We start from the raw sequence: 23,607 nt of genomic DNA, 5'->3' as shown, positions 1-23,607 counted from the left end.
ACTCGTTTCAAATAAATGAAACGAGTTTTTTTATAACAAAGAGATAAATGATTATCTTCTTTTATCTTTAATCTTAGCTTTTTTACCAGTAAGTTCTCTGAAGTAGAAAATTCTAGCTCTACGTACAGCTCCTTTTTTGTTGATTTCAATTTTTTGTAAAGCTGGTAAGTTTACCGGGAAGATACGCTCAACTCCGATAGCTCCAGACATTTTACGAATAGTAAAAGTTTCTGTGTTACCAGAACCTCTTCTTTGAATAACAACTCCTTTAAAAAACTGAGTTCTTGTTTTTTCACCCTCTTTAATTTCGTAGAAAACTGTGATAGTATCTCCAGCTCCGAAAACAGGGAAATCTTTTTTAGCAACTAATTCGGTTTGAACGAATTTCATTAAATCTGCCATGATATCTTTAATTATGGTGTTTTTAGATAGAGCAACATTCACGGATCTCGCCAGAGGTTGGTCTAATTTGGGTGCAAATGTAGTCAAAAAAATTAAAACTCCAAGAAAAATAAATTCCAAATTCCAATCGAGAAGATTAAAATTCAATAAAGAAATTCCAAATTCCAATACAGAAATTCCAAATTCCAATACAGAAATTCCAAATTCCAATTGGGAAGGTTAAAATTCAATAGAGAAATTCCAAATTCCAATTTAAAAAATAATGATTAATTGGAATTTGGAATTTTAAAATTTTGGAATTTAATTTTAATGTTCTTCCAGTAAATCCGGGCGTCTGTTTTTGGTATGTTCATACGCCATATCCTCGCGCCATTTGTCGATTTTGGCAAAATGGCCGCTGGTTAAAACTTCCGGGACTTTCCATCCTTTATAATCTGCCGGTCTTGTGTATATAGGGCCTGAAAGTAAATTATCCTGAAAACTATCTGTTAATGCCGAAGTTTCGTCACTCAAAACACCGGGAATTAAGCGGATCAGGGCATCGGACAAAACCAAAGCGCCCAATTCTCCTCCGGATAAAACATAATCTCCAATTGAAATTTCTTTTGTAATAAAATGATCGCGAACCCGTTGATCTACACCCTTATAATGTCCGCATAAAATGATAATGTTTTCATACATTGACATCGTATTGGCCATTTTCTGGTTCAGGGTTTCGCCATCAGGTGACATATAAATGATTTCGTCGTATTCGCGCTGGCTTTTTAAATGCGTGATGCAATCGTCAATGGGCTGTACGGTCATCACCATTCCGGCGCCACCGCCAAAAGGATAGTCATCAACACTTTTCTGTTTGTTTGTAGTATAATCACGTAAATTATGAAAATGAACTTCTACCAAACCTTTGTCAATAGCACGTTTCATAATCGAAGCCTCAAACGGGCTTTTTAATAATTCAGGCAAAATCGTTATAATGTCAATTCGCATTTCTTTTCTTCAATTGTTCTAAGCGGCAAAGATACAAAGTTAATTTTTGGGAATTTTAATGTTTTAAAATTTGATAACAGAAATAACTTGCAAACAAATGAGCTTTCCGGAAATTTATCAGAAGCTTTTTATTATTTTTAATTAAAATTTTGATGAATTTATCTCTTTATAAATTAACTGTTTAAATAAGTTAGGATGAAAAAAATATTCCTGCCGGTTATCACTGCGTTTATTCTCTTTTCCTGCAATAACCAGCCTAAGGTTTCTAACCTGGACCCGACAGAAAAAGAAAAAATAGTAAAACAATATTTTGAACATTTCAATAAACACGAATGGAAAGAACTGGCAGATATGTACTCGCCGGTATCCGATTTTAAAGATCCTTCGTTTGGTACAGAAATGATAACGCAGACCAGAAAACAAACCATTGAAAAGTATTCGCAGCTGAATGCTGTTTTTTCTGATCTGCATGATGAGGTTGTAAATGTTTATCCATCAGACGAAAAACATATCATAGTAGAATTTGTTTCTACAGGAACTGCTGCCGACAGCACAAAATTTAAGCTGCCGATTTGTACTATATTTACAATTGAGAACGGAAAAATAACCAAAGACTTTACTTATTTTGACAATTTTGATGATTCGAAATCTAAGAAATAAAAGTAGTTTTACTTTAAATTAAAAGACTATGACTTCCCGACGAACCTTCATAATCAATGGCAGCCTGGCAACTGCTGCTGTTTTAGCCATGCCTTCATTTGCATTTAATATGAACAGAAAAGAAATTGGTTTACAGTTATATACCTTGCGTGACGAATTTCCAAAAGATATAAAAACAACATTGGAGAAAGTAGCTTCTGCCGGGTTTACAACCGTAGAAACGTATGGGTTTTCTATAAAAGATCAGTTTTGGGGATTGACTCCAATGGAATTAAAGAAAATTCTGGACGCTAATAAATTAAGTGCCGTAAGCGGTCATTACGGAATCGGCAGTTTTTTAGCTGACGGGAATACTGCAGAACTAGAAGCAGCAATTATTGCGGCCAAAATCCTCAAAAGCGAGTACCTGACTATTCCGTGGGTAGATCCGCCTTTCAGGCAAAATAGTGATGACTATAAAAAAATTGCTGTCCGGTTAAACGAAGCCGGAAAAATGTGTCACAAAGCAGGTTTAAAACTGGCTTACCATAATCATGATTTTGAATTTGAAAATCATAACGGAACAACAGGTTATGAGATTCTATTGAAAGAAACAAATAAAGATCTGGTGTTTTTTGAAATGGATTTATACTGGGTTGTCCGTTCGGGAAAAGATCCGGTGCAATTATTTAAGGAAAACCCGGGACGTTTTAAAATGTGGCACGTTAAGGATATGGATAACCTTAATCCGGCTTTAAATACCGAAATTGGTTCAGGTTCTATAGATTTTAAACCCATTTTTAAAGAAGCAAAACTCGCTGGAATGAAACATTTTTTTGTAGAACAGGAAAATAATTTCGCAGTTGATTCTTTTAAATCTGTAAAAACGAGTTGTGATTTTATTTCAAACCACTTAATTTAAACTACTGCTATTTATGAGAAAACTTTCTCTTTTCATTCTTGTACTTCTGTTTTCCTGCCATTCTGATAAGAAAGATGAATATTTTGACAAGATTAAAGCCAATGATATTGCATTATTAACGCCGGCACCAGGAGAATGGCTGGATTCGCATCCGGAGAAAGGACAGACTTTTGAACAATTCGAAAATTCAAAACATATTACTCCGACAGACGATTCTAATATTATTTATATCAAACCCATTGGTGATTTTACAGCCCTGCAAAATAAACAGATTGAATTACTGAGAGAATATCTTGAAATATACTTTCAGTTAGAAACCAAAATTGGAGAAAGAGCTTCAAATGATATTATTCCCGCCCACGCCAGAAGGAAACTCACCGAAAACTACGAGCAGTTTCTGGCCGGTTATATCCTGGATAGTGTTCTGAAAAAAGAAAAACCGGAAAAAAGAATCGCTTTAATGGCCCTGACAGAAAAAGATTTGTACCCAAAACCAGAATGGAATTTTGTTTTCGGGTTAGCTTCTTACAGTCAGAAAATTGGTGTAAGTTCCATCTACAGATTACAGGATGAAAAGCTAACCGATGCCAATTTTAATTTATGCTTATCCCGATTGATGAAAATATGTTCCCATGAAATTGGGCATATGTTTGGACTGCATCATTGTATTGATGCTAATTGTGTAATGAATGGCACAAATAGTTTATCCGAAACGGATGGACACTCTATAAGGTTATGTTCTGTTTGCCAGAAAAAATTAAATACCGGTATAAATTACGACAATAAAAAAAGGCTTAGTGAACTCGCTAATTTTTTTCAGCGCAATAATCTGACAGATGAATTGCAATTAATGAAGAAAGATATGGTAAGCACCCGATGAAAAAAGCAATTAAAGCACATATATGAAAAAACTAGGACTTGTAGGCGGAATCAGCTGGGTTTCGACAATTGATTATTACAGATTTATTAATGAAGGAATAAACGAAAAATTAGGAGGTCTTAATTTTGCCGAGTGTATAATTTACTCTTTAAATTTTGATGATTTCCAGAGAAATAATACCAATGGAGACTGGGAAGCGAGTTTTAAACTGCTTTTAAATGCCTGTAAAAGCCTGGAAAAAAGTGGTGCCGAAGGTATTGTTTTATGTGCCAATACAGCGCATGCCGTTTCAGACAGGCTCGAAAAAGAAATTAAACTGCCGATAATTCATGTTGCAACGGCTACCGCAAATGCAATCAATAAACAAGGATTAAAAAAAGTGGGTTTATTGGGAACAAAATTCACTATGGAAATGGATTTTTACCTAAATAAACTTGCTGAAAATAATGTGGAAGCTATTGTTCCTTATTTACAGGAAGAAAGAGATTTTATTCAGCAAACCTTAAAAGAGGAACTGGGGCGCGGTATCATCAAGGAGCAAACCAAAAGGGCGTATCTTAATATTATTGAAAAATTAATTGAAAACGGTGCTGAAGGAATTATTCTGGGTTGTACCGAAATTCCGTTGTTAATAAGTCAGGAAGATGTTTCGGTTCCTGTTTTTGATACGACGAAAATTCATTCTGAGGCAGCGGTAAATTTTGCTGTTTCGGCAGACGAAAAGTATTGAAAAATGACTGGTGCAAAAAATAAAATATTTGCCATTTCGGGAAGCACGAGAAAGGATTCCAGCAACTTTAAGATTCTGAAATTCATCTCAAAGAATATGAGTAGTAAGTTTGAGGTTGAAATATTCGAGGATTTAGAAAGTATTCCTCATTTTAATCCGGATTCAGATACCGATAATCCGCCCGAAAAAGTAACTCTTTTCAGGAATAAAATTGCTACTGCAGCCGGAGTCATAATCTGTACACCCGAATATGTTTTCAGTCTGCCGGGAAGTTTAAAGAATGCACTGGAATGGTGCGTTTCGACTACCGTTTTTTCAAATAAAAAAGTGGGTTTGATAACTGCTTCGGCATCAGGAGAAAAAGGTCACGAACAATTGGGTTTAATAATGAAAACCATTGAAACTGATTTTACAGATAAAACCCAGCTTTTGATTCAGGGAATTAGAGGAAAAATGGATATTGATGGAAATATTACGGATAAAACCACGTTAAGTAATCTTTTGGAATTCATAAGAAATTTTGAAAACCAAATGGAGGATTTAAATTAAATAAAGAAAATATGCAGGCAACAAGTAAAGAGTTTATAAAAGGAGATGAAATAGAGTGGGAAGTAGTAGGGGAAGGAATAAAACGTAAAATCCTCGCTTATGATGACAAAGTGATGCTTGTAAATGTTCATTTTGAAAAAGGCGGCATTGGCGTTCTGCACGAACATTATCACTCTCAGGTAACGTATATCGCAAGTGGAAAGTTTGATGTAACCATCAGCGGAGTGACGCAAACCCTGAAAGAAGGAGACAGTTTTTATATTCCGCCTCATGCCATTCATGGTGTTGTATGTCTGGAAACCGGAATGCTGACCGATGTTTTTAGTCCAATGCGGGAAGATTTTCTGCTATCTGTATAATTAGCGTTGAAATTTAGCACACGGATTATACGGATTCGCTATTGCGAAGACGCAGATTTTAACTGATTTTTATTTAAGACAAGACATTTGTTTATAAAAACACTTTCAATAACCTAAACCTATTATTTAGGTTCTAAATCCGCATAAATCCGCGTCTTCGCGATAGCGAATCAGTTTCATCTGTGGACTAGATCTACACAGAGTTTTATACAAATTTTTTAAAACAAAAAATGAACTTTTTTAAGGTTAGATTAAATATTGATAGTATTTTTGCAAAATGAATTTATCCAAAACGAATGTCTTATTTATGGCAGTTTGCACTGGACTTATAGTTGCAAACCTTTATTACTGCCAGCCTCTGATTGTTTTAATTGCCAACGAATTTAAAATTCCTGAAGCCAGTGCCGGAACGATAACCTATCTTACGCAGGCAGGTTATGCAATCGGATTGTTTTTTATGGTACCGCTTGGCGATAAAATTGAGCGAAAAAAACAAATTCTGATGACCACTTTTGCGTCTGTAATTGCCCTGATAATTGCGGCTACAGCCCAAAGTTTCTTCATTTTGCAAATAGCCTCCTTGTTTTTAGGAATTACCTCAATCGTGCCACAGCTTATTCTGCCGTTGGCAGCTTCATTAACAGCTCCCGAACAGCGCGGAAAAGTAGTAGGTACTATTATGAGTGGTTTGCTGGTAGGAATTTTGCTTTCCAGAACTTTGAGCGGTTTTATAGGCCAGCTTTGGGGTTGGAGATCCATGTTCTGGATCGCAGCCGGAATTTGCCTTTTGATCTTTTTTGCCATTCAAAGAAAATTCCCGGTTAATAAACCTCAGTTTCAAGGTTCGTACGGACAATTAATACAATCGCTTTTTACGCTCATAAAAACACAACCCGTCCTGCGTGAAGCCACTTTGATAAACGTATTTTGTTTTGCACAATTTGGCGCTTTCTGGACAACCATGGTTTTATTGCTTTCAGGAGAACCGTTTAGTTTTAATAGTGCGACCATCGGGCTTTTCGGAATTGTAGGCGCCTCAGGAGCTTTGGCCGCGCCTTTGGTTGGTAAAATGGGAGACAAAGGAAATCCAAGAATTGCAGTGGGTTACGGCTGCTTATTAATGTTAATCAGTTTTATTATTTTCTATTTTTCTATAGAAAGTATAATTGGTGTCATTATCGGAATTGTATTCATTGACGTCGGAATTCAGGGTGTTCACATTTCAAACCAGACCAGGGTCTATTCGCTTTTGCCGGAAGCAAGAAACAGGTTAAATACGGTATTTATGTCGTTTAGCTTCTTAGGAACTGCTGCCGGTTCTGCATACGGTTTGTTTTTGTGGAAGTTAGGCGGATGGCATGCTGTTGCGATTGGCTGTGCGGTTTTGGCTTTACTGGCATTAACAGTTTATGTGCTGACTTATAAATCATCCCGTCCCGACAGTTCGGGATCGGAACTTAAGAAATAAAGCATAAATTGATAAAAAATTAATTTGTAAATTTGCATTAAATTAAAAATAACGAAAATGGAAAACGGAATATACGCTAAATTCAATACTAGCAAAGGTTCAATATTAGTAAAACTGGCACACGATTTAGCACCAGGTACAGTAGGTAACTTCGTAGGATTAGCAGAAGGAAACTTAGAAAATAAAATCAAACCACAAGGAAATAAATTTTACGACGGATTAAAATTTCACCGTGTAATTCCTGATTTCATGATTCAGGGAGGATGTCCTTCAGGAACTGGAACAGGCGGTCCTGGTTACAAATTTGATGATGAATTTCACCCAAGTTTAAAACACGATCGTCCGGGAGTTTTGGCTATGGCTAATTCAGGTCCTGGTACAAACGGATCTCAATTTTATATCACTCACGTTCCAACTTCATGGTTAGACGGAAAACATACTGTTTTTGGTCATGTTGTAGAAGGACAGGATATTGTTGATGCTGTTGCTCAGGGAGATGCTTTAGAATCTATAGAAATCGTAAGAGTAGGAGACGAAGCTCAAAAATGGAATGCTATTGAAGCTTTTAGAGTTTTTGAAGGTTCTCGTGCAAAACGTGAAGCTGCAGAAAAAGCTGCTGCTGAAGCAAAAATGGAGCAACTGGCTGCTGGTTTTGATAAAACAGAAAGCGGTCTTCGTTACAAAATGATTCAAAAAGGGGATGGTAAAAGAGCAGAAGCAGGAAAAACTGTTGCTGTACATTACGAAGGATCTTTAGAAACAGGAAAAGTTTTTGATTCTTCTTATCCAAGAAAAAAACCAATCGAATTCAGATTAGGTCAGGGTCAGGTTATCGAAGGATGGGATGAAGGTATTGCTTTACTGCAGGTTGGAGACAAAGCACGTTTCGTGATTCCATCTCATTTAGCTTACGGATCTGCTGGTGCAGGAGGAGTTATTCCACCAAACGCAACTTTGATTTTTGATGTTGAATTAATGGAAGTAAAATAAAACGCAAATAGTTTTAAATACTCTAAATAATAAAATCCCGTTCGCCTGTCGAATGGGATTTTTTTTATATTTACGATGTAAAAAACAAATTAAATGAAATCAAAATTTTTAACCCTTGCCGCAGTAACTGTTTTTTTGGTTTCCTGCAATACTAAAAAAACTGCAGTAGCGACAACAACAACTCCGGTAGCCCCAACAGCTCCGGTAACAGAAGCCCCGGTAGCAGCATTATCATTAGAATTAGCAGAAGGTCAAAACCTATACAATAACAATTGTGCAAATTGCCACAAATTATTTGAACCGAAAAAATTTACAAAAGAAGAGTGGACACCAATATTGGTGAGCATGGGTAAAAAAGCGCATTTAGACGAAACTCAAATGGCTTCAATTACGAATTATATTCATTCGAGATTATAAAATTTCAGGAAAAGCATTCTTAGCAGGATGCTTTTTTTATTTCAATTAAGACATAAAAAAACACCTTCATACATTGAGGTGTTTAAAAAGTTATTCATTGCCCACAGCAATTATTTTTAAAGTTTTTATTCCGGCAGGTAATTCCCAGTCAACTTCGTCATTTTCTTTAAAACCAATTATAGCAACACTCAAAGGTGCCAGAATCGAAATTTTCCCTGCTTTAACATCGGCCATAGAAGGCAAAACAATCTGGATTTTCATTTGTTTTTTTGCATTTACATCTTCTATTGTAACGAATGAGTTGATTCGGATAATCGAGTTGTCAATATTCTTTTCTTTGCTGACAATGGCACGGTCTAATTCCTGAGCAAGAAGCCCGGCTTCTTTTGCATTTGTCGAATTCTTACTTTTTAATATCAATTCTCTCAGTAAATGATAATCTGATGAACTAAAAACGGGTGTCGGTTTCATATTGTTATGTATTAATTATTTGAAAATTATAAATTTGAAATGGAATGCAAATTGTTTGTATAAGTACCATTTGAAAGAAAACTGAAATACGAATAAAATTATCAGGCAGAGACGAATCTCTCCAATAAAATAAACTACTAAAATCTGATGTAAATCCTCCGCCTGAAAGAAGAAATTGATAGAGACGGAGGCCTAATTAATAAAGGCCTTGTTATGTGAAATAATGACAGCAGTAATCGATTCTCTTATAAAAGAAAATGAGAAACCGAAACCTGTTATAAGTGATAATATATTTCGCATAGCATCAAGAAGCTGATTAGCAAAGATAGCCAAACTTTTTAGAATCAAAGGAAATTATCTACTTCCATTTAATGTTGCAGCCAATACTGGGCTTTTGAGAATCTTTTAAAGTTCGGTTATAAATTATGGCATCGATGGCACTTCTCAGGTCGCTTCCGCTTAACGGAATTCCATTGTTTGGCCTCGAGTCATCCAATTGTCCGCGATAAAACAAACGATTGCGATTATCAAATAAATAGAAATCTGGAGTACAGGCAGCATCAAAAACTTTGGCGACTTCCTGTGTTCCATCGAATAAGTAAGGGAAATCTATTTTGTTCTGAAAAGCAAATTCAGTCATTTTTTCAGGCGAATCCTGTGGAAACTTTTCAATATCGTTGCTGGAGATAGCAATAACACCAATTCCCTGTACACGATAATCGTTTGCAATCATGACAATTTCATTGATTACATGAAGTACAAACGGACAATGATTGCACATAAAAATCACAAGGGTTCCTTTTGTTCCTTTCAAATCTTCAAATGAATATTCGTAATTCGAATTTGTATCTTTTAGTCTGAAATCCGGAGCAAGGGTTCCGAGCGGTAACATATTTGAAGGAGTTTGTGCCATTTTTAAAAGGAATTAAGTAAAATCAAAATTAACTTTAATTCGGTATAAAAAGCACTATAAGGTAAAAAAAATCCGGAGCGTTTTAAAAACTTTCCGGATTTATATCTTATTGATTTATGAATTCAGGAAATTCAGTAAATCATTATTTAATTTTTCTCTCTCGGTATAGAACAAGCCGTGCGGAGCACCTTCATAAACAATATAAGTGCTTGTACGGATACCTTCAGCAGCTTTTTTTGATGTTAAATCTATCGGTACAATTTTATCATCGTCACCGTGAATTATTAATGTAGGAACTTTTACAAAATCTAATTCATCCCTAAAGTCAGTAAACGAAAAAGATTCTGCACATCTTAATGTCGCTCTTGGAGAAGCAACAGAACAAAGGTTTCTGTAATATTCTAACAAAGCCGAACTTATAGGTTTGTTGATGATATTTACGCCAAAAAAAGTTTTTCCGAAATTATCGATAAAAGCGATTCGGTCTTCTTTAATAGCAGCTGCAGTCGCTTCACTTTTTTCTCTTGGATGACCATCAGGATTGTCGTTTGTTTTTAATAAATATGGAATTATAGAAGAAATTAAAGCTGCTTTTGAGACACCTTTACCACCATGACGGCTAAAATAACGCACTACTTCGCCACCGCCCATAGAGAAACCAACTAATGTTGCATCTGTCAGTTCCAGTTGTTCGATAATTTCCTGTAAGTCATCAGACAAAGTATCATAATCATATCCGTCCCAGGGTTGTGAAGATTTACCAAATCCACGGCGGTCATAGGCAATTACCCTAAATCCGTTTTGAACCAGAAAATCAATCTGATATTCCCACATTTCATTAGAAAGCGGCCAGCCATGAATCAGGATAACAGGTTTACCCGTACCATAATCTTTTACATATAATCGTACATTTTGTGCTGTTTCAATATATTTATCGGTATGCACCTGTTTCAGGTTAGATTCAAAATCTTTAATCGTCATGCAGGCATTTGCTTCAGTATGTTCCATTTTTATATATTTTTATGTTAGTTTAAAGTTTTATACAGTAAAATTAAAAGCTAAGCCAAAAAAATGGGTTATAGAATTAGTACTATTAATTACAAAATTAATAGGTTTGTAACCAGTAATTTAAAATGAAATATGGATTTAACCTGGAATGAATTTGAAAGAACCGATATGCGTGTCGGAACGATAATAGATATAAATGATTTTCCTGAAGCAAGAAAACCGGCTTATCAGCTTACGATTGATTTTGGTTCAGAAATTGGCATCAGAAAGTCATCGGCACAAATCACCAAAAGATACTCAAAAGAAGAGCTGTTAAACAGACAGATTGTTGGTGTTGTAAATTTTCCTAAAAAACAAATCGGAAAATTTATGAGCGAATGTTTAGTTCTTGGTGCAGTAGGAGAGGAGGGAGATGTGATTTTACTGGCTCCGGATTTTAAAATTGAAAATGGTTTAAGAATTGGTTAATTAGATTTCAGTCCCGGTTTTATCTTGAAAATCGGGACTGAAATCTAAAAGTATTATGATTTGGATTTTATTTTTTCAATCAGTTGTTGTAAAATCAACTGCCCTTCTTCCCAATATTTCAAATCAGAATCAGAGTTAATGTGGCCCTGCTGACCGACATTTACAAAATCGCTTCCCCATTGTTCCGCAAAATATTTTTTTCTTTCAAAAGAAGCATACGGATCATTTTCACTAGCCACAACAATAGAAGGAAATGGCAGTTTTGCGATAGGCATCGGAGAAAAATTGCGAATAATTTCAGGAGTATGTTCAGGCGAATCGACATCTGCAGGAGCAACCAGTAAAGCTCCGACAATATTTTTATTATTATTTGAAACTGCCCAGTGTAAAACTAATGAAACAGCTAAACTGTGTGCGACAAGAATGGTCGGCTGTTCAAGTTTTGATATTTCTTCTTTTAATCTGGTGATCCAGTCTTCACGAACTGGTTCATTCCAGTTGTCCTGAACAATTCGTTTTGAATTTTTGAATTTTTCATGCCAAAACGTTTGCCAGTGTTTTTCGCCGGAATTACCGAGCCCGGGTAATATTAATAAATTTGTTTCCATTGCCGTGGATTTATTTTAGGATTATTTCTTATTTTCTTTTATAATTCTGTTCACTTCATTGACAAGTAGCGGAAAGCCCGGTTCTGTCATTCCGTGGCCGTAACCGTCTAATTCAAAAAGTTTAGTCTGTTTGTGTCCGACAAGTTTCATCATACGCATCATATAAGCGTTTTCTTCATAACGGCCTAACATTTCGAGTTCACGGTCTCCGGTAATAAGCAATAATGGCGGAGCATCGGCACGAACATAAAAAAGTGGTGCAAAGCTGTCTATTGTTGGCTGAGTATCGGGAATTCCGTTTTCTCGTCTAATTTCAAAATGAGTAATACACTGACCGCTAAACGGAATTAATCCTGCTATTTTATTAGCATCGATTCCTTCTTTTTGCAGCCATTTTTTATCCAGGCCAACCATAGAAGCCAGATATCCTCCGGCAGAATGACCTGAGACAAAAATCAGTGAAGGATCACCGCCGTAACTGCCAATATTTTTAAAAGCCCATGCAACGGCAGCTGCGGCATCTTCAATACATTTTGCAGCTTTTACTTTTGGTGATAATCTGTAATTTACTCCAATAACTGCAAAACCTTTATTTTTTAATGCTTCCGGGATTTCTTTGCTTCCTCCGGTCAGGCCTCCGCCATGAAACCAGACGATAGTTGCAAAATTTTTATTGTTCTTTGGATAATAAATATCCAGAACACAGCGTTCATTAATATAACTGTCATTTTTATTAATTGCCGAATCGTAATATTGAATATTAGATTTTGTTTCATATTCTGTTTTCTGTGCAAAAAGAGTAATGCCAAAGAAGAAGAAACAAAGAAGAAGTATTTTTTTCATTTTATAAATTTTAAGAGCGAATGATTTAAAGATATAAAAAAAGTCCAAAATGCTGGACATGTTGGACTCGTACTTTTTAAAAAGCTATTTTAGGGCTAAATATCGTCAAAATCAATATCTGTAAAACTTGATACCTGACCTTCTGTTTTATCAGAACCGTATTCTTTTTTAAAATCCTTTTGATGTCTTTCAGAAATTACCTCTTCACCTTTGTGGTTCAAAACATATGAAGTCATTTCTTCCAATATTTCAGCAAAAGATCCAAAATCTTCTTTGTACAAGTAAATTTTGTGTTTTTTAAAGTGGAATGAACCATCTTCTTCGGTAAATTTTTTGCTTTCGGTAATAGTAATATAATAGTCGTCAGCTTTGGTAGCCCTTACATCAAAGAAATAGGTTCTTCTTCCTGCTCGTAATACTTTAGAAAAAATCTCTTCTTTTTCTAACATGTCATTTTCTCTCATAATACATTCTATCATTTTTGGAATTAATAGTACTCAAAAATCATAAAAAATTATCTATTACGCAACATTTAAAGTAATTCTTTTTCCGAAAGTTGTTTTAAATATAACGACGCATAATAACCATCCTGATTTATTAATTGATTATGAGAGCCTTGTTGTATGATCTCACCATCTTCTAAAATGATTATTTTATCGGCATTTTTAGCAGAAGAAACCCGATGACTGACAATTATTGTAGTTTTATCTTTACAAATTTCAAATAAATTATTAAGGATAGTTTCTTCAGTTTCAGTGTCTACCGCAGACAGACAATCGTCAAAAAGAAGAATTGCAGGTTGTTTTATAATGGCTCTCGCTATCGAAACGCGCTGTTTTTGCCCGCCCGAAAGTGTAATTCCTCTTTCGCCCAAAATGGTGTCATATTGTTTGTTAAAAGTGATAATATTGTCGTGAACCACAGCACTTTTTGCCGCTTCAATTACTTCTTCATCAGTGGCATTCTGATTACCAAATTTGATGTTGTTCTTAATAGTATCCGAGAATAAAAAAGCATCTTGCGGTACAATCCCAATATTGTTCCTTAAGTCGTTTAGGTTTAAAGTACTGATTTCATTTTGGTCAATTGTTATTCTTCCGTCTGTGACATCATACAATCTGGAGATTAAGGACAAAATAGTAGATTTTCCGGAACCTGTTTTTCCTAAAATGGCTAAGGTTTCACCTTTTTTTACTGTAAAAGTGACATTTTTTAAAGCCTGAATATTGGTATCCTCATAAGTAAAACTTACATCTTCAAATGAAATTGATCCCTGAATATCAGATGAATCAGTATTGTTGTTTTTGATTTCCGGTTCAATTTTCAAAAATTCATTTAAACGTTTTTGAGAAGCTTCGGCTTCCTGAACCATAGACGAAACCCAGCCCAAAGAAGCAACAGGCCATGTCAGCATGTTTACATATAGAATAAATTCTGCAATGGTTCCGATATTCGGAATCGTTCCGTTGATGTACATAACTCCTCCGAAATAAATCACAACGAGATTACTGATTCCGATCAGAGCAATCATTAACGGGCCAAACAATGACTGCACTCTTGCCAGGCTCAAACTCTTGCTTTTGCTTTCTTCGGCAAGTGCTATCATATTGTCCTGATGCTGATTCTCTAAAGAATAGGCTTTTATAACCCGAATCCCTGAAAATATTTCCTGTGAAAAACTGGAAACTTTAGATAAATATTGCTGAAAGGTAGTGCTACGTTTATTGATTTCTGAACTTAGCCTGAAAATGCAATAAGACAAAATAGGCAAGGGCAAAATCGTGTATAAAGTCAGTAAAGGCGAAACATTATACATATAGATGATAACAATGGCAAAGCGTATAAAAGTGTTGATTGTATACATGACGGCCGGCCCGACATACATACGAACTTTAGAAACGTCTTCACTGATCCGGTTCATTAAATCTCCGGTTCGGTTTTGCTTGTAAAAGTTTTGTGAAAGGTTTTCATATTGTTTAAAAACTTCGTTTTTTAAATCAAACTCGATATGACGCGACATGACAATCAAAGTTTGTCTCATTAAAAACGTAAGTACTCCGCCCACAACAGCACTTCCGATAATTAAGTACACATTATGAAGCAGTTCCTGTTTATGAAAACTTCTGATTATTTGTAATTTCTGATCACTTTCTGATAATTTCAAAAAGCTTTCAATCACATCAAAAGACTCACTGACCAGTTTGGGAGTAAATAAAAAGAAAATTTGTGCGATTATGGTGATTAAAATTCCTAATAAAAAACTGTATTTATATTTAATGAAGTATTTGTTTAAATAGCGTAATTCTTTCATTTTTTTAAGATATTCAATGTTGAAATGATATTGATTTTATAAGTTACTTTCAATTAAAAGCAATGTAAAATACAATTTAATCAAAATAAACCGATTGATAATTTGTTATTTTAAAGATAAAAAATTAGCACAAGTGTATTTTTTGTTTATGTTTGAGATGTCTTTTTGACAAATTCATAATTTTAAACAAATAAATAGTAGCGCTATGGATGCAACTTTCGCAACTGGAAAAGAACTTCAAAAAATGGATCCTGTTTTTGGTCAGTTATCTTTTGACGATCACGAACAAATTGTATTTTGCAATGACAAAGATACGGGTTTAAAAGCAATTATTGGTATTCATAATTCTGTTATGGGGCCGGCCTTAGGAGGTACCAGAATGTGGAATTATAATACTGAATGGGAAGCTCTAAACGATGTTTTACGTCTTTCAAGAGGTATGACTTATAAATCTGCTATTACAGGACTTAATATTGGTGGTGGAAAAGCAGTAATTATTGGTGATGCGAAAACACAGAAAACACCTGAGTTAATGCGTAAATTTGGTGAATTTGTTCACTCTCTGAGCGGAAGATATATTACAGCAGAAGATGTTGGAATGGAAACTAAGGACATGGATACTGTAAGAGATGTAACGCCTTATGTTACCGGTATCTCTGAAGAAAGAGGTGGTTCCGGAAATCCTTCTCCTGTAACAGCTTACGGTGTTTATTTAGGAATGAAAGCAGCTGCAAAAAGTCAGTTTGGTTCTGATGTTCTGGATGGTAAAAAAGTTTTGGTTCAGGGAATCGGACACGTGGGTGAAACTTTGGTTGAGTATTTGACTAAAGAAGGAGCACAGGTTACGATTACCGATATCAACGAAGAGAAATTATATCAGGTAGCTTCAAAATATAATGCAACCATTTATACTGGCGAAGATTTATACACCGCAGATGTTGACATCTATGCACCATGTGCAATGGGAGCAACTATCAATGATGCGACAGTAGATAAGATTAAAGCAAAAGTAATTGCCGGTGCTGCCAACAATCAGTTAGCAGATGAAAATGTTCACGGTGCAAGATTACAGGAAAGAGGTATTTTATATGCTCCTGATTTCCTTATAAATGCTGGTGGAATCATCAATGTATATGCTGAATTGGAGCATTACGGTAAAGCCGAAATCATGAGCAAAACAGAGAATATCTATAATACTACTTTAGAGATTATCGATTATGCCGTGAAAAACGGAATGACAACACATAAAGCTGCGCTTACAATTGCTCAGAATCGTATCGATCAGAGAAAATTAGAAAACAGCAAAAAATAAATAGTTTTTTAATAATTTATTGTCCCGTTTTTTGGCTTAAGTTTTCAGATAATTCTAAAACTCAGCCAAAAAACGGAACTCTTTTTTAGACTCAGACTTAATTACTTGCGAATTGCGTTTTTTATTGGATAAAATTTTAATTTAACCTCTTTAATTCTTATTTTTGCACCCTAATTTTTAAATGTTCTTACAAGGTGGTAAATAGAAGACACATACGCGTTAAGGTAATGCAATCCATTTATGCTATGCATCAAAGCGGTTCTGATAATCTCGAAAAAGAAGAGAAATTTCTTTTCTACAGCATAGATAATATTCAGGACTTATATTTAATAATGTTATCTTCATTAATAGAGATATGTAAAAAAGAATCTGTTTTTTTACATCTTTCAAGTAAAAAACATCTTGCAACTGCAGCAGAACGTAATCCGAACGAAAAATTTATCAAAAACAAAATTTTTCAGCTTCTTGCAGAAAGCAACTCTTTGAGTATCGCTTTAGAAAACCGTAAAATCAACAACTGGTCATTAAACGATGATTATATCATTTTACTTTTAAATGATATTAAAGCAAGCGATTTGTATAAAAACTACATGAGCAATGCTACGCATACATTTGAAGAAGACAGACAATTTATAATTGATTTGTTTGAAAATGTTATCGTTCCGAACGAAAAATTATATGAGTACCTGGAAGATGATAAACTAACATGGGTTGATGATATTCCGGTTGTAAATACACATATTATCAAACAACTGAAAGCTATCAAAACGGAAGATTCAGATGATTTCAGAGTTCCAAAATTGTACAAAGATGTTGAAGACAAAGATTTTGCAAAAGACCTGTTCAGAAGAACAGTTTTAAATGAGTCTGTTTTAGCAAAAGAATACGAAGACAAAACACCAAACTGGGACAGCGACCGTATTGCAGAAATTGATACTATTATTTTAAAAATGGCGATTTGTGAGTTTTTAAAATTTCCTTCAATTCCGGTTAAAGTAACTCTTAACGAATATTTAGAAATTGCAAAAGAGTATTCTACACCAAAAAGCAGTATTTTTATCAACGGAATTTTAGACAATTTAGTCAAAGAACTGGAAGCCAGCAAAAAGCTGATTAAAGTTGGAAGAGGTTTGATGTAATTGAAATAAATTCTCAAAAACAAACATAAATTCTAAACAATAAAAACAAAAAATTATGCAAGATATAATGAAATTTGCTCCTTATTTATTGATGTTCGTAGTCCTTTATTTCTTTATGATTATGCCAGCACAAAAAAAGGCTAAAAGAGAGAAAGAATTTGCTCAAAGTTTAAAAATAGGAGACAAGATTATCACTATTGGAGGTATTCACGGAAAAGTTACTGAAATTTCTGAAGCTACTTTAGTAATAGAAACAATGTCAGGAAAATTAAAAATAGACAGATCAGCTATTTCTTTAGAGAAAACTGCTGCTTTGAATAAAAAAGCTTAAGTTTTAAATTCAAAAAAACAAAAATCCCAAATTCCAAAATGGAGTTTGGGATTTTTTTTTGTTTAAAGATTTGATTTGCCCAATCTTGTCATCCTTACAAAGGAAGGATCACATGCCAGAATCCACAAGATTGACGATTATGCTGAGTTTCTTGTATGATCCTTCCTTCGTCAGGATCACAAAAAAGCGAAAACCCTTTGCCAAATTTTAAACTTTGACAAAGGTTTTCGTGTAGTTGGAAATTCTTCTTCCGAAGCTTCGGTATATTCAGAATCTCCAGAAAATTGGAATTTGGAATTTATCCCGAAGCTTCCGGATTGGAATTTAATTTTATCGATATTTATCATTCAGTCCACGATTGCCTAAAATCATTGGAATGACTTTTTCAATCCTGGAAATTCTGGTTTTTTCTTGTTTTGCAGATTCAATATATTCTAAAAACTCATATTGCTTATAAGGGGAAAATTTCTCAAAAGCTGCTTTTAATGCAGGGTTCTGAATCATTTCTTTTTCCAGAAGTTCAGACACAATAGCTTCCTTTTTTGAAGGTTTAATGATTTTTTCCTGTTTTTCGTTTTCAATCGCTTCTTTGATATATTCTAAAATGACTGTCTCGTTTATTTCTTCTTTTGAAGTAAAACGCCACTGACGAAGTGATTTGGTTCTGTCTTCCTGAGCATTTATTAATTTCTTTTTTTCGTCTTTAAGAAAAACGCCGTTGAAGAACCAAATGGCAAAATAATCTTTGAAGCCGCCAAGGCCAATTACATTTTTTTTGTTAAAAACATAAACCGGGCCGCCCCATTTTGTGGTTTCTGTCAGTTCTGTTTTGTCAATAATAGATTGGAGCAGAAGTAGTTCTTCTTCCCATTTTTGGCTAAATTTCCAAATACCTTTATTATCAGACTGAGATTCCAACTTACTTGCTTCTTTTAGTTTTTTCGGCAACATCAAAAACTCCCGGAATTGCTGTTAATTCAGCAATTTTCACAATGACATCAGTCGCTTTCTGGATGCTTTCTGCCGGAACATATTCATATTTTCCGTGAAAGTTATGTCCGCCCGCAAAAATGTTCGGACAAGGTAAACCCATATACGATAACTGAGAACCATCTGTTCCGCCACGAATTGGTTTTATGATAGGTTTGATATTCAATTCACGCATTGCTTTTTCGGCAATATCAACGATATGTTTTACAGGAAGTACTTTTTCCTTCATGTTAAAATACTGGTCTCTTACTTCTGCAATTACAATATCTTCCCCAAATTTCTTAGCGAATTTTTTATTAAAAGCTTTGGTGATTTTACCAATAAGTTCTTTTCTTTTTTCGAATTTCTTTTTGTTATGATCACGGATAATAAGTTCCAGAACAGTTTCTTCGATACTTCCTGTTAAATGATGTACGTGAAAGAAACCTTCATAACCTTTTGTTTCCTGAGGAGTTTCTCCTTTCGGAAGTTCGTTGATAAATTCATTTGCCAAAAGCATTGAATTGATCATTTTTCCTTTGGCATAACCAGGATGAACGCTTTTTCCTTTGAAGGTAATTTTTGCTCCTGCAGCGTTAAAATTTTCATGTTCTAATTCACCAATCTGGCTTCCATCCATGGTGTATGCCCATTGCGCTCCGAATTTCTCCACATCAAAATGATGTGCCCCACGACCGATTTCTTCATCAGGAGTAAATCCAATTCTGATTTTGCCGTGTTTGATTTCCGGGTGCTGAATCAAATATTCCATTGCAGAAACAATCTCTGTAATACCGGCTTTGTCATCGGCACCTAACAAAGTTGTTCCGTCAGTGGTAATGATCGTCTGACCTTTATATTGTAATAAATCTTTGAAGTAATTTGGAGATAAAACGATGTTTTTTTCAGCATTCAGAATAATATCTTTTCCGTCATAATTTTCGACAATCTGAGGTTTTACATTGGCGCCACTAAAATCAGGTGAAGTATCAAAATGGGAAATAAAACCAATTGTTGGAACTTCATGTTCAACGTTACTCGGTAAAGTTGCCATGATGTAAGCTTTGTCGTCTATTGTAACATCCTGCAAGCCAATTGTTTTTAATTCTTCGACTAATTTATTGGCAAGATTCCATTGTTTTTGTGTGCTTGGAGTTGTTTGCGAATTTGGATCAGATTCTGTGTCTATGGTGACGTAACTGATAAAACGATCAATAATATGTTGCATTTTTTATTTTTTTAGCAAAGATAAGTATTTTTATTAGCTCGAAAATTAGAGTTTTTTATATCAAATCAAACAAAAACGGATTCTAAATGAATAGAATCCGTTTTTATGTTCTTTATATATTTTTATATGCTTTTTACGCATCGAAAACCAAGATGATTTGCAGCAGATCGTACTTCTCCTTTTCCTCTTGTACCCACCATATAGCGTGTACAATATTGGTCAGTACAAAGAAAAGATCCTCCACGATGTACTTTTTTTATTTCATTTGTATCGTTTGGATCATTATAAGCTTCAGGCCCCTGCGGGTTTTTGGCTACTTTACCATTTTCGCTCAGAGATTTATAATAATCTACACTATACCAGTCATTAACCCATTCCCATACATTTCCTGCCATGTCATACAAACCGTATGCATTTGGAGCATATTGAGCAGTAGGCGCAATACCTTTAAAACCATCTTCGCCTGTGTCACCATCTTTTATCGGGAAATGCCCCTGATAAATATTTGCCTGAAATTTTCCTTTTGGTTTTAAGGTATTTCCCCAGGCATATAAGTTTCCGGTTTTTCCTCCTCTTGCAGCGAATTCCCATTCGGCTTCGGTTGGTAATCTTTTACCTGCCCATTTTGCATAAGCAGCAGCATCTTCATAAGCAATCTGAACAACAGGATATTTTTCTCTTCCGGCTATAGAGCTTCCCGGACCTTCCGGATGTTTCCAGTCAGTTCCGCCAATATAAGCCCACCATTGCAGGAAATTATTTAAGTTTACTGCTGACGGCGTAGGCGAAAAGACAACAGACCCGGCGATTAAGTCTTCATCGGCTGCCGTTGGAAATTCTTCCTTCGTTGGTTTTTGTTCTGCAACTGTAATATAACCCGTGGCTTTTACAAATTCGGCATATTGTTCATTTGTAACTTCTGTTTCATCCATAAAATAGCCATCAACATATACACGATGAATAGGGGCGGCGTCTTTTGTAACTCCTTTTATACTGCATAAGCTCTCGTCTTCGACATTGCTTCCCATAGAAAATTCACCACCCGGAATCCAAACCATCCCTTTGGGTGCTTTTACCCCCGGTTTATTTTTATTTTCGATAGTGGGTTTAAATACTGATGCCTCTTCAGTATTTGGAGTTTCATGACATTCCATTGCTGTTTTACTTGCTTTTTCTTTTGGGGTAATTAATCTTGTTACCCCGTAAGTGATTGAAATTATGCAGATTGTCAGCAAAGCGAAAATCCAAAAAGTTTTATTTTTCATTATAATGGTTTTTTAAGCTGTATTGGTTATCAATAAGTTAAATCAAAAGTATGAAAATAACTTTTAAAGTTATATTAGTTTGATGGAATTAATAAAATAATTATATTTTGTTATTTATCTTCTTCGACCAGAACGACTTCATATTTGTCTTTTCCATCAACCTGAATGGGTTGGTAATAGGTTTCACCAAATTTCACGTATTTTACATCTCCAATTGTAACTTCTTCACCGCCTTCAGGTAAATGATCTACAACTGTTCCTGCGGTTGGAGCAACTACTTTGTATGAATTGCCATCTTTTTCATAGTAAGTTCCGCCATAATAGTAATTATTGACCGTTCCTGTATTTACCGTTTGTGCACCACTCGGAATGTTATTTGCTGTTCCGCCAACGGGGGCAGGCACAGCCGTATAACCTCCGTTTGAAGGGGCATACCAAACCCCCTGATCATAATGATACTGATTATTTTCAACGCTGACAACAATTGCTGTAACAGCTAAAGTAGCAACAAAAAATCCCCACGGATGCCAAACAGGTCCATAATAAAAAGGTCTGTAAGGATGAAAGAAATACGGATTATAAGCATGATATCTGTAGCCGCCATATCTATAGGGCGGACGGGCGTAAACTACTGTATTTCTTCTTACTACTGTATTACGGTTGTTATTGATGGTAATATCTCTGCTTCGGTCAACATTTCTGTTTCTTGTATTGCCGCTTATGTTTGTGTTTCTGTTATTTGAGTTTCTTGTATTATTGGAATTTCTTGTTGTTGCATTATTTCTATTACTGATTTTTGAATTAGAATTTGTAGGCCTGCTTATTTTAGTTCCGGAATTATTTGATCCTGGTCTCGTTGCAGCTGGTCTCGTTCTATTAGGTTTGTTTACGGCAGGTCTGGATTGATTTGCAGGTCTTGTAGGCCTTACTTGTGTTGCTCCACCGTTTCTGTGACCGGCGCCACCGTGACGTTGTGCCAGACTATCAATCGAAATCAGGAAAAATGTTCCAATCAGACACACCAGTGCTGATTTTTTTAGTGTAGGGGTTATGTTTTTCATTTTCAACTGTTTATATAGATTAAAGTTAAGAAAAAAGAATGATTTTGTGTGAATTAATCAAGACTTTAACTCTGAGTTTTTGCTTTTATAATGAAATGTCCCATTGTATTCTAAAGCGCCAGCCTTGTTCTAACGGAAGCGTTTTATCTTCAAAACTGAAATAGCTTATTTCAGAAGTGAGCTTGTTTTTATGTCCTTTAAAAAACCAGTTAAAAGCCAGAGTAGATTCGTTTTGCCGATTTTGTTTTATCGAATTATCCGGTTTATATGTAGCATGTCTTGCAGCCATTTCCAAATGTTGTGGCCACCAGTTCAGAATATTGTAAAAGAAATAACCAGCCTGCACATAATAACCTTTTAATATTGTTGTCTGGTTATTATTCCGTTTGTCAATAATTTCCTTGGTATGCCATTCGCTCTGCCAGGAAAATCCGCGATACATCAAAGCTGTTTCCAGATTCCATTGATTTACTCTGTACTGACCCGGTTCTCCATTTTCATAACCTTCCAAAGAACCTCCGCCAGCTTGTGAAAATCGTGTATACGGGCTTCGATTTGTTATTGCCGAAAAGGCAATAATAGGAGTCGGTTTTTCATGAAATTCCAAATCAGATCCTTCAAAATCTAAAAATCTTCCTAGAAAATTCCATTGTGTTCTTCCAAAGTACATTAAATTACCATCGTCATTTGCAGTGTTTCCTCTTCCTGTTCCGGTTAAGGCAGCTGCCCAATAATTAAAATCGGCAATTCCTTTTCCTTTCAAATGGCCATAAATTTCAACCCCTAATTGTCGGTCAACAGTAAAAGGGCGATTGATTAAAGATCGTTCAACCATTTGTTGTTCACCACTGCTAATGAAACGTTCGCGAGTAAATTCTGTTTTCCATTGACCTGCCTTAAAACTTAACCAATCCCATTTTTCTATCATGATTCTAAAATCAAGTAAGTTGGATTGACTCAGCTCATACTCCCAATAATAATTAAGCCAGGGTTCGAATGCATGGCCGCCAACTTTTAGTCTGGCCCGATTGATTTTAAAAGTAGTTTGTGTATGCTGACCATAATCGTCATAAGTTAAAGGATCTGCATCGTACGGAGTGGAAAACCGAAATTGCAGCCTGCTTTGTAATTGAAACAGAAATTTTTTGTCCCGGGTTTCTAACTCAATTCCTTTGCTGCCATATCTGACATTCATTAATTTAGAGGTGTCTTTTTCTATTTGTGAAAATACTTTAACACCAATTAATAATAATAAAATTAAAAAGAGGCTTTTAGAGGTTGGACTTATTTTATTTTCTTTATACATAAGATCAATAAGTTTGTATAAAAGATTTTGT

General features: G+C 35.1%; 27 protein-coding genes. 13 read left to right on the top strand and 14 right to left on the bottom strand.

Features of this window, described 5'->3' with window-relative positions:
* Positions 1-51: 51 nt before the first annotated feature.
* Both rplS and trmD read right to left on the bottom strand, forming a co-directional pair.
* On the bottom strand, positions 52-402 hold the full coding sequence (gene rplS, locus DCO46_RS11030; protein WP_007804248.1) for a 50S ribosomal protein L19: 351 nt from the start codon (positions 400-402) through the stop codon (positions 52-54).
* 306 nt (positions 403-708) lie between these two features.
* Positions 709-1,389 (bottom strand): tRNA (guanosine(37)-N1)-methyltransferase TrmD, encoded by a 681-nt coding sequence (gene trmD / locus DCO46_RS11025; RefSeq protein WP_116752608.1) that lies wholly within the window; start codon positions 1,387-1,389, stop codon positions 709-711.
* Between the two features lie 195 nt (positions 1,390-1,584).
* Here trmD and DCO46_RS11020 point away from each other — a divergent pair, with 195 nt between their 5' ends.
* From DCO46_RS11020 to DCO46_RS10980, 9 genes are all read left to right on the top strand, one after another.
* Positions 1,585-2,049 (top strand): nuclear transport factor 2 family protein, encoded by a 465-nt coding sequence (locus DCO46_RS11020; RefSeq protein WP_116752607.1) that lies wholly within the window; start codon positions 1,585-1,587, stop codon positions 2,047-2,049.
* A gap of 28 nt (positions 2,050-2,077) precedes the next feature.
* Positions 2,078-2,950 (top strand): sugar phosphate isomerase/epimerase family protein, encoded by an 873-nt coding sequence (locus DCO46_RS11015; protein ID WP_116752606.1) that lies wholly within the window; start codon positions 2,078-2,080, stop codon positions 2,948-2,950.
* Between the two features lie 13 nt (positions 2,951-2,963).
* Positions 2,964-3,830 carry a Zn-dependent protease gene (locus DCO46_RS11010; RefSeq protein WP_116752605.1) on the top strand — a complete coding sequence of 289 codons (867 nt, stop codon included), beginning with the start codon at positions 2,964-2,966 and terminating at the stop codon, positions 3,828-3,830.
* Between the two features lie 22 nt (positions 3,831-3,852).
* Positions 3,853-4,560 (top strand): aspartate/glutamate racemase family protein, encoded by a 708-nt coding sequence (locus DCO46_RS11005; protein ID WP_116752604.1) that lies wholly within the window; start codon positions 3,853-3,855, stop codon positions 4,558-4,560.
* A 3-nt stretch (positions 4,561-4,563) separates the two neighbouring features.
* On the top strand, positions 4,564-5,109 hold the full coding sequence (locus DCO46_RS11000) for an NADPH-dependent FMN reductase (RefSeq protein ID WP_116752603.1): 546 nt from the start codon (positions 4,564-4,566) through the stop codon (positions 5,107-5,109).
* Positions 5,110-5,120: 11 nt separating this feature from the next.
* The gene (locus DCO46_RS10995; protein WP_116752602.1) at positions 5,121-5,468 is read left to right on the top strand and encodes a cupin domain-containing protein; all 348 of its coding nucleotides are present in this window, start codon (positions 5,121-5,123) and stop codon (positions 5,466-5,468) included.
* Positions 5,469-5,775: 307 nt separating this feature from the next.
* On the top strand, positions 5,776-6,936 hold the full coding sequence (locus DCO46_RS10990; protein WP_243416297.1) for an MFS transporter: 1,161 nt from the start codon (positions 5,776-5,778) through the stop codon (positions 6,934-6,936).
* A gap of 57 nt (positions 6,937-6,993) precedes the next feature.
* A complete protein-coding gene (locus DCO46_RS10985) occupies positions 6,994-7,926 on the top strand; it encodes a peptidylprolyl isomerase (protein WP_116752600.1) in 933 nt (310 codons plus the stop codon).
* Positions 7,927-8,019: 93 nt separating this feature from the next.
* A complete protein-coding gene (locus tag DCO46_RS10980) occupies positions 8,020-8,343 on the top strand; it encodes a c-type cytochrome (protein ID WP_116752599.1) in 324 nt (107 codons plus the stop codon).
* Between the two features lie 90 nt (positions 8,344-8,433).
* Here the strand turns inward: DCO46_RS10980 and DCO46_RS10975 are convergent, their stop codons facing one another.
* From DCO46_RS10975 to DCO46_RS10965, 3 genes are all read right to left on the bottom strand, one after another.
* Complete coding sequence (locus DCO46_RS10975) at positions 8,434-8,814, bottom strand: GreA/GreB family elongation factor (RefSeq protein WP_116752598.1); 381 nt, start codon at positions 8,812-8,814, stop codon at positions 8,434-8,436.
* Positions 8,815-9,172: 358 nt separating this feature from the next.
* A complete protein-coding gene (locus tag DCO46_RS10970; RefSeq protein ID WP_116752597.1) occupies positions 9,173-9,727 on the bottom strand; it encodes a thioredoxin family protein in 555 nt (184 codons plus the stop codon).
* Positions 9,728-9,841: 114 nt separating this feature from the next.
* On the bottom strand, positions 9,842-10,735 hold the full coding sequence (locus tag DCO46_RS10965; protein ID WP_116752596.1) for an alpha/beta fold hydrolase: 894 nt from the start codon (positions 10,733-10,735) through the stop codon (positions 9,842-9,844).
* Positions 10,736-10,867: 132 nt separating this feature from the next.
* Here DCO46_RS10965 and DCO46_RS10960 point away from each other — a divergent pair, with 132 nt between their 5' ends.
* Positions 10,868-11,203 carry a tRNA-binding protein gene (locus DCO46_RS10960; RefSeq protein WP_116752595.1) on the top strand — a complete coding sequence of 112 codons (336 nt, stop codon included), beginning with the start codon at positions 10,868-10,870 and terminating at the stop codon, positions 11,201-11,203.
* Between the two features lie 53 nt (positions 11,204-11,256).
* Here the strand turns inward: DCO46_RS10960 and DCO46_RS10955 are convergent, their stop codons facing one another.
* The 4 genes from DCO46_RS10955 to DCO46_RS10940 form a co-directional block, all read right to left on the bottom strand.
* Positions 11,257-11,811, bottom strand: a complete 555-nt coding sequence (locus tag DCO46_RS10955) for an RBBP9/YdeN family alpha/beta hydrolase (RefSeq protein ID WP_116752594.1) — start codon at positions 11,809-11,811, stop codon at positions 11,257-11,259.
* Positions 11,812-11,832: 21 nt separating this feature from the next.
* Positions 11,833-12,654 (bottom strand): alpha/beta hydrolase, encoded by an 822-nt coding sequence (locus DCO46_RS10950; protein ID WP_116752609.1) that lies wholly within the window; start codon positions 12,652-12,654, stop codon positions 11,833-11,835.
* 95 nt (positions 12,655-12,749) lie between these two features.
* The gene (locus tag DCO46_RS10945) at positions 12,750-13,118 is read right to left on the bottom strand and encodes a PUR family DNA/RNA-binding protein (protein ID WP_116752593.1); all 369 of its coding nucleotides are present in this window, start codon (positions 13,116-13,118) and stop codon (positions 12,750-12,752) included.
* A 68-nt stretch (positions 13,119-13,186) separates the two neighbouring features.
* Positions 13,187-14,965, bottom strand: coding sequence for an ABC transporter ATP-binding protein (locus DCO46_RS10940; protein ID WP_116752592.1), 1,779 nt, complete (start codon positions 14,963-14,965; stop codon positions 13,187-13,189).
* Between the two features lie 205 nt (positions 14,966-15,170).
* Here DCO46_RS10940 and DCO46_RS10935 point away from each other — a divergent pair, with 205 nt between their 5' ends.
* From DCO46_RS10935 to yajC, 3 genes are all read left to right on the top strand, one after another.
* Entirely contained in the window at positions 15,171-16,277 is a 1,107-nt protein-coding gene (locus DCO46_RS10935) for a Glu/Leu/Phe/Val family dehydrogenase (RefSeq protein WP_116752591.1), read from the top strand.
* 227 nt (positions 16,278-16,504) lie between these two features.
* Positions 16,505-17,416: a transcription antitermination factor NusB gene (nusB, locus tag DCO46_RS10930; RefSeq protein ID WP_116752590.1), complete on the top strand. Its 912-nt coding sequence runs from the start codon at positions 16,505-16,507 to the stop codon at positions 17,414-17,416.
* A 55-nt stretch (positions 17,417-17,471) separates the two neighbouring features.
* Positions 17,472-17,747 carry a preprotein translocase subunit YajC gene (gene yajC / locus DCO46_RS10925; RefSeq protein ID WP_116752589.1) on the top strand — a complete coding sequence of 92 codons (276 nt, stop codon included), beginning with the start codon at positions 17,472-17,474 and terminating at the stop codon, positions 17,745-17,747.
* Positions 17,748-18,077: 330 nt separating this feature from the next.
* On the opposite strand, the gene DCO46_RS10920 is transcribed toward yajC, so the two are convergent.
* From DCO46_RS10920 to DCO46_RS10900, 5 genes are all read right to left on the bottom strand, one after another.
* Complete coding sequence (locus DCO46_RS10920) at positions 18,078-18,665, bottom strand: YdeI/OmpD-associated family protein (RefSeq protein ID WP_243416296.1); 588 nt, start codon at positions 18,663-18,665, stop codon at positions 18,078-18,080.
* 1 nt (position 18,666) lies between these two features.
* Entirely contained in the window at positions 18,667-19,944 is a 1,278-nt protein-coding gene (gene pepT, locus DCO46_RS10915) for a peptidase T (protein ID WP_116752587.1), read from the bottom strand.
* A gap of 122 nt (positions 19,945-20,066) precedes the next feature.
* Positions 20,067-21,209: a formylglycine-generating enzyme family protein gene (locus tag DCO46_RS10910; RefSeq protein ID WP_116752586.1), complete on the bottom strand. Its 1,143-nt coding sequence runs from the start codon at positions 21,207-21,209 to the stop codon at positions 20,067-20,069.
* 110 nt (positions 21,210-21,319) lie between these two features.
* Positions 21,320-22,270, bottom strand: coding sequence for a DUF6515 family protein (locus tag DCO46_RS10905; protein ID WP_116752585.1), 951 nt, complete (start codon positions 22,268-22,270; stop codon positions 21,320-21,322).
* An 85-nt stretch (positions 22,271-22,355) separates the two neighbouring features.
* Positions 22,356-23,576: an OprO/OprP family phosphate-selective porin gene (locus DCO46_RS10900; protein WP_116752584.1), complete on the bottom strand. Its 1,221-nt coding sequence runs from the start codon at positions 23,574-23,576 to the stop codon at positions 22,356-22,358.
* Between the last annotated feature and the right edge of the window lie 31 nt (positions 23,577-23,607).

This window comes from Flavobacterium sp. HTF (assembly GCF_003105115.1).
GTDB lineage: Bacteria > Bacteroidota > Bacteroidia > Flavobacteriales > Flavobacteriaceae > Flavobacterium.
Note: the sequence above shows the minus strand (reverse complement) of the source record. Positions and strands in the feature narration are given on the sequence as shown.

Excerpts from the sequence above, each read along its gene's own strand:
- nusB (WP_116752590.1), top strand. The coding sequence starts at position 16,505 with ATGCAATCCATTTATGCTATGCATCAAAGCGGTTCTGATAATCTCGAA.
- DCO46_RS10940 (WP_116752592.1), bottom strand. The coding sequence starts at position 14,965 with ATGAAAGAATTACGCTATTTAAACAAATACTTCATTAAATATAAATAC.
- DCO46_RS10945 (WP_116752593.1), bottom strand. The coding sequence starts at position 13,118 with ATGAGAGAAAATGACATGTTAGAAAAAGAAGAGATTTTTTCTAAAGTA.
- DCO46_RS11015 (WP_116752606.1), top strand. The coding sequence starts at position 2,078 with ATGACTTCCCGACGAACCTTCATAATCAATGGCAGCCTGGCAACTGCT.
- DCO46_RS10905 (WP_116752585.1), bottom strand. The coding sequence starts at position 22,270 with ATGAAAAACATAACCCCTACACTAAAAAAATCAGCACTGGTGTGTCTG.
- DCO46_RS10960 (WP_116752595.1), top strand. The coding sequence starts at position 10,868 with ATGGATTTAACCTGGAATGAATTTGAAAGAACCGATATGCGTGTCGGA.
- DCO46_RS11020 (WP_116752607.1), top strand. The coding sequence starts at position 1,585 with ATGAAAAAAATATTCCTGCCGGTTATCACTGCGTTTATTCTCTTTTCC.
- DCO46_RS10965 (WP_116752596.1), bottom strand. The coding sequence starts at position 10,735 with ATGGAACATACTGAAGCAAATGCCTGCATGACGATTAAAGATTTTGAA.
- rplS (WP_007804248.1), bottom strand. The coding sequence starts at position 402 with ATGGCAGATTTAATGAAATTCGTTCAAACCGAATTAGTTGCTAAAAAA.
- DCO46_RS10935 (WP_116752591.1), top strand. The coding sequence starts at position 15,171 with ATGGATGCAACTTTCGCAACTGGAAAAGAACTTCAAAAAATGGATCCT.
- DCO46_RS10985 (WP_116752600.1), top strand. The coding sequence starts at position 6,994 with ATGGAAAACGGAATATACGCTAAATTCAATACTAGCAAAGGTTCAATA.
- trmD (WP_116752608.1), bottom strand. The coding sequence starts at position 1,389 with ATGCGAATTGACATTATAACGATTTTGCCTGAATTATTAAAAAGCCCG.
- DCO46_RS11000 (WP_116752603.1), top strand. The coding sequence starts at position 4,564 with ATGACTGGTGCAAAAAATAAAATATTTGCCATTTCGGGAAGCACGAGA.
- DCO46_RS11005 (WP_116752604.1), top strand. The coding sequence starts at position 3,853 with ATGAAAAAACTAGGACTTGTAGGCGGAATCAGCTGGGTTTCGACAATT.
- pepT (WP_116752587.1), bottom strand. The coding sequence starts at position 19,944 with ATGCAACATATTATTGATCGTTTTATCAGTTACGTCACCATAGACACA.
- yajC (WP_116752589.1), top strand. The coding sequence starts at position 17,472 with ATGCAAGATATAATGAAATTTGCTCCTTATTTATTGATGTTCGTAGTC.
- DCO46_RS10975 (WP_116752598.1), bottom strand. The coding sequence starts at position 8,814 with ATGAAACCGACACCCGTTTTTAGTTCATCAGATTATCATTTACTGAGA.
- DCO46_RS10980 (WP_116752599.1), top strand. The coding sequence starts at position 8,020 with ATGAAATCAAAATTTTTAACCCTTGCCGCAGTAACTGTTTTTTTGGTT.
- DCO46_RS10990 (WP_243416297.1), top strand. The coding sequence starts at position 5,776 with ATGGCAGTTTGCACTGGACTTATAGTTGCAAACCTTTATTACTGCCAG.
- DCO46_RS10950 (WP_116752609.1), bottom strand. The coding sequence starts at position 12,654 with ATGAAAAAAATACTTCTTCTTTGTTTCTTCTTCTTTGGCATTACTCTT.
- DCO46_RS10900 (WP_116752584.1), bottom strand. The coding sequence starts at position 23,576 with ATGTATAAAGAAAATAAAATAAGTCCAACCTCTAAAAGCCTCTTTTTA.
- DCO46_RS10970 (WP_116752597.1), bottom strand. The coding sequence starts at position 9,727 with ATGGCACAAACTCCTTCAAATATGTTACCGCTCGGAACCCTTGCTCCG.
- DCO46_RS11010 (WP_116752605.1), top strand. The coding sequence starts at position 2,964 with ATGAGAAAACTTTCTCTTTTCATTCTTGTACTTCTGTTTTCCTGCCAT.
- DCO46_RS10995 (WP_116752602.1), top strand. The coding sequence starts at position 5,121 with ATGCAGGCAACAAGTAAAGAGTTTATAAAAGGAGATGAAATAGAGTGG.
- DCO46_RS10955 (WP_116752594.1), bottom strand. The coding sequence starts at position 11,811 with ATGGAAACAAATTTATTAATATTACCCGGGCTCGGTAATTCCGGCGAA.
- DCO46_RS10910 (WP_116752586.1), bottom strand. The coding sequence starts at position 21,209 with ATGAAAAATAAAACTTTTTGGATTTTCGCTTTGCTGACAATCTGCATA.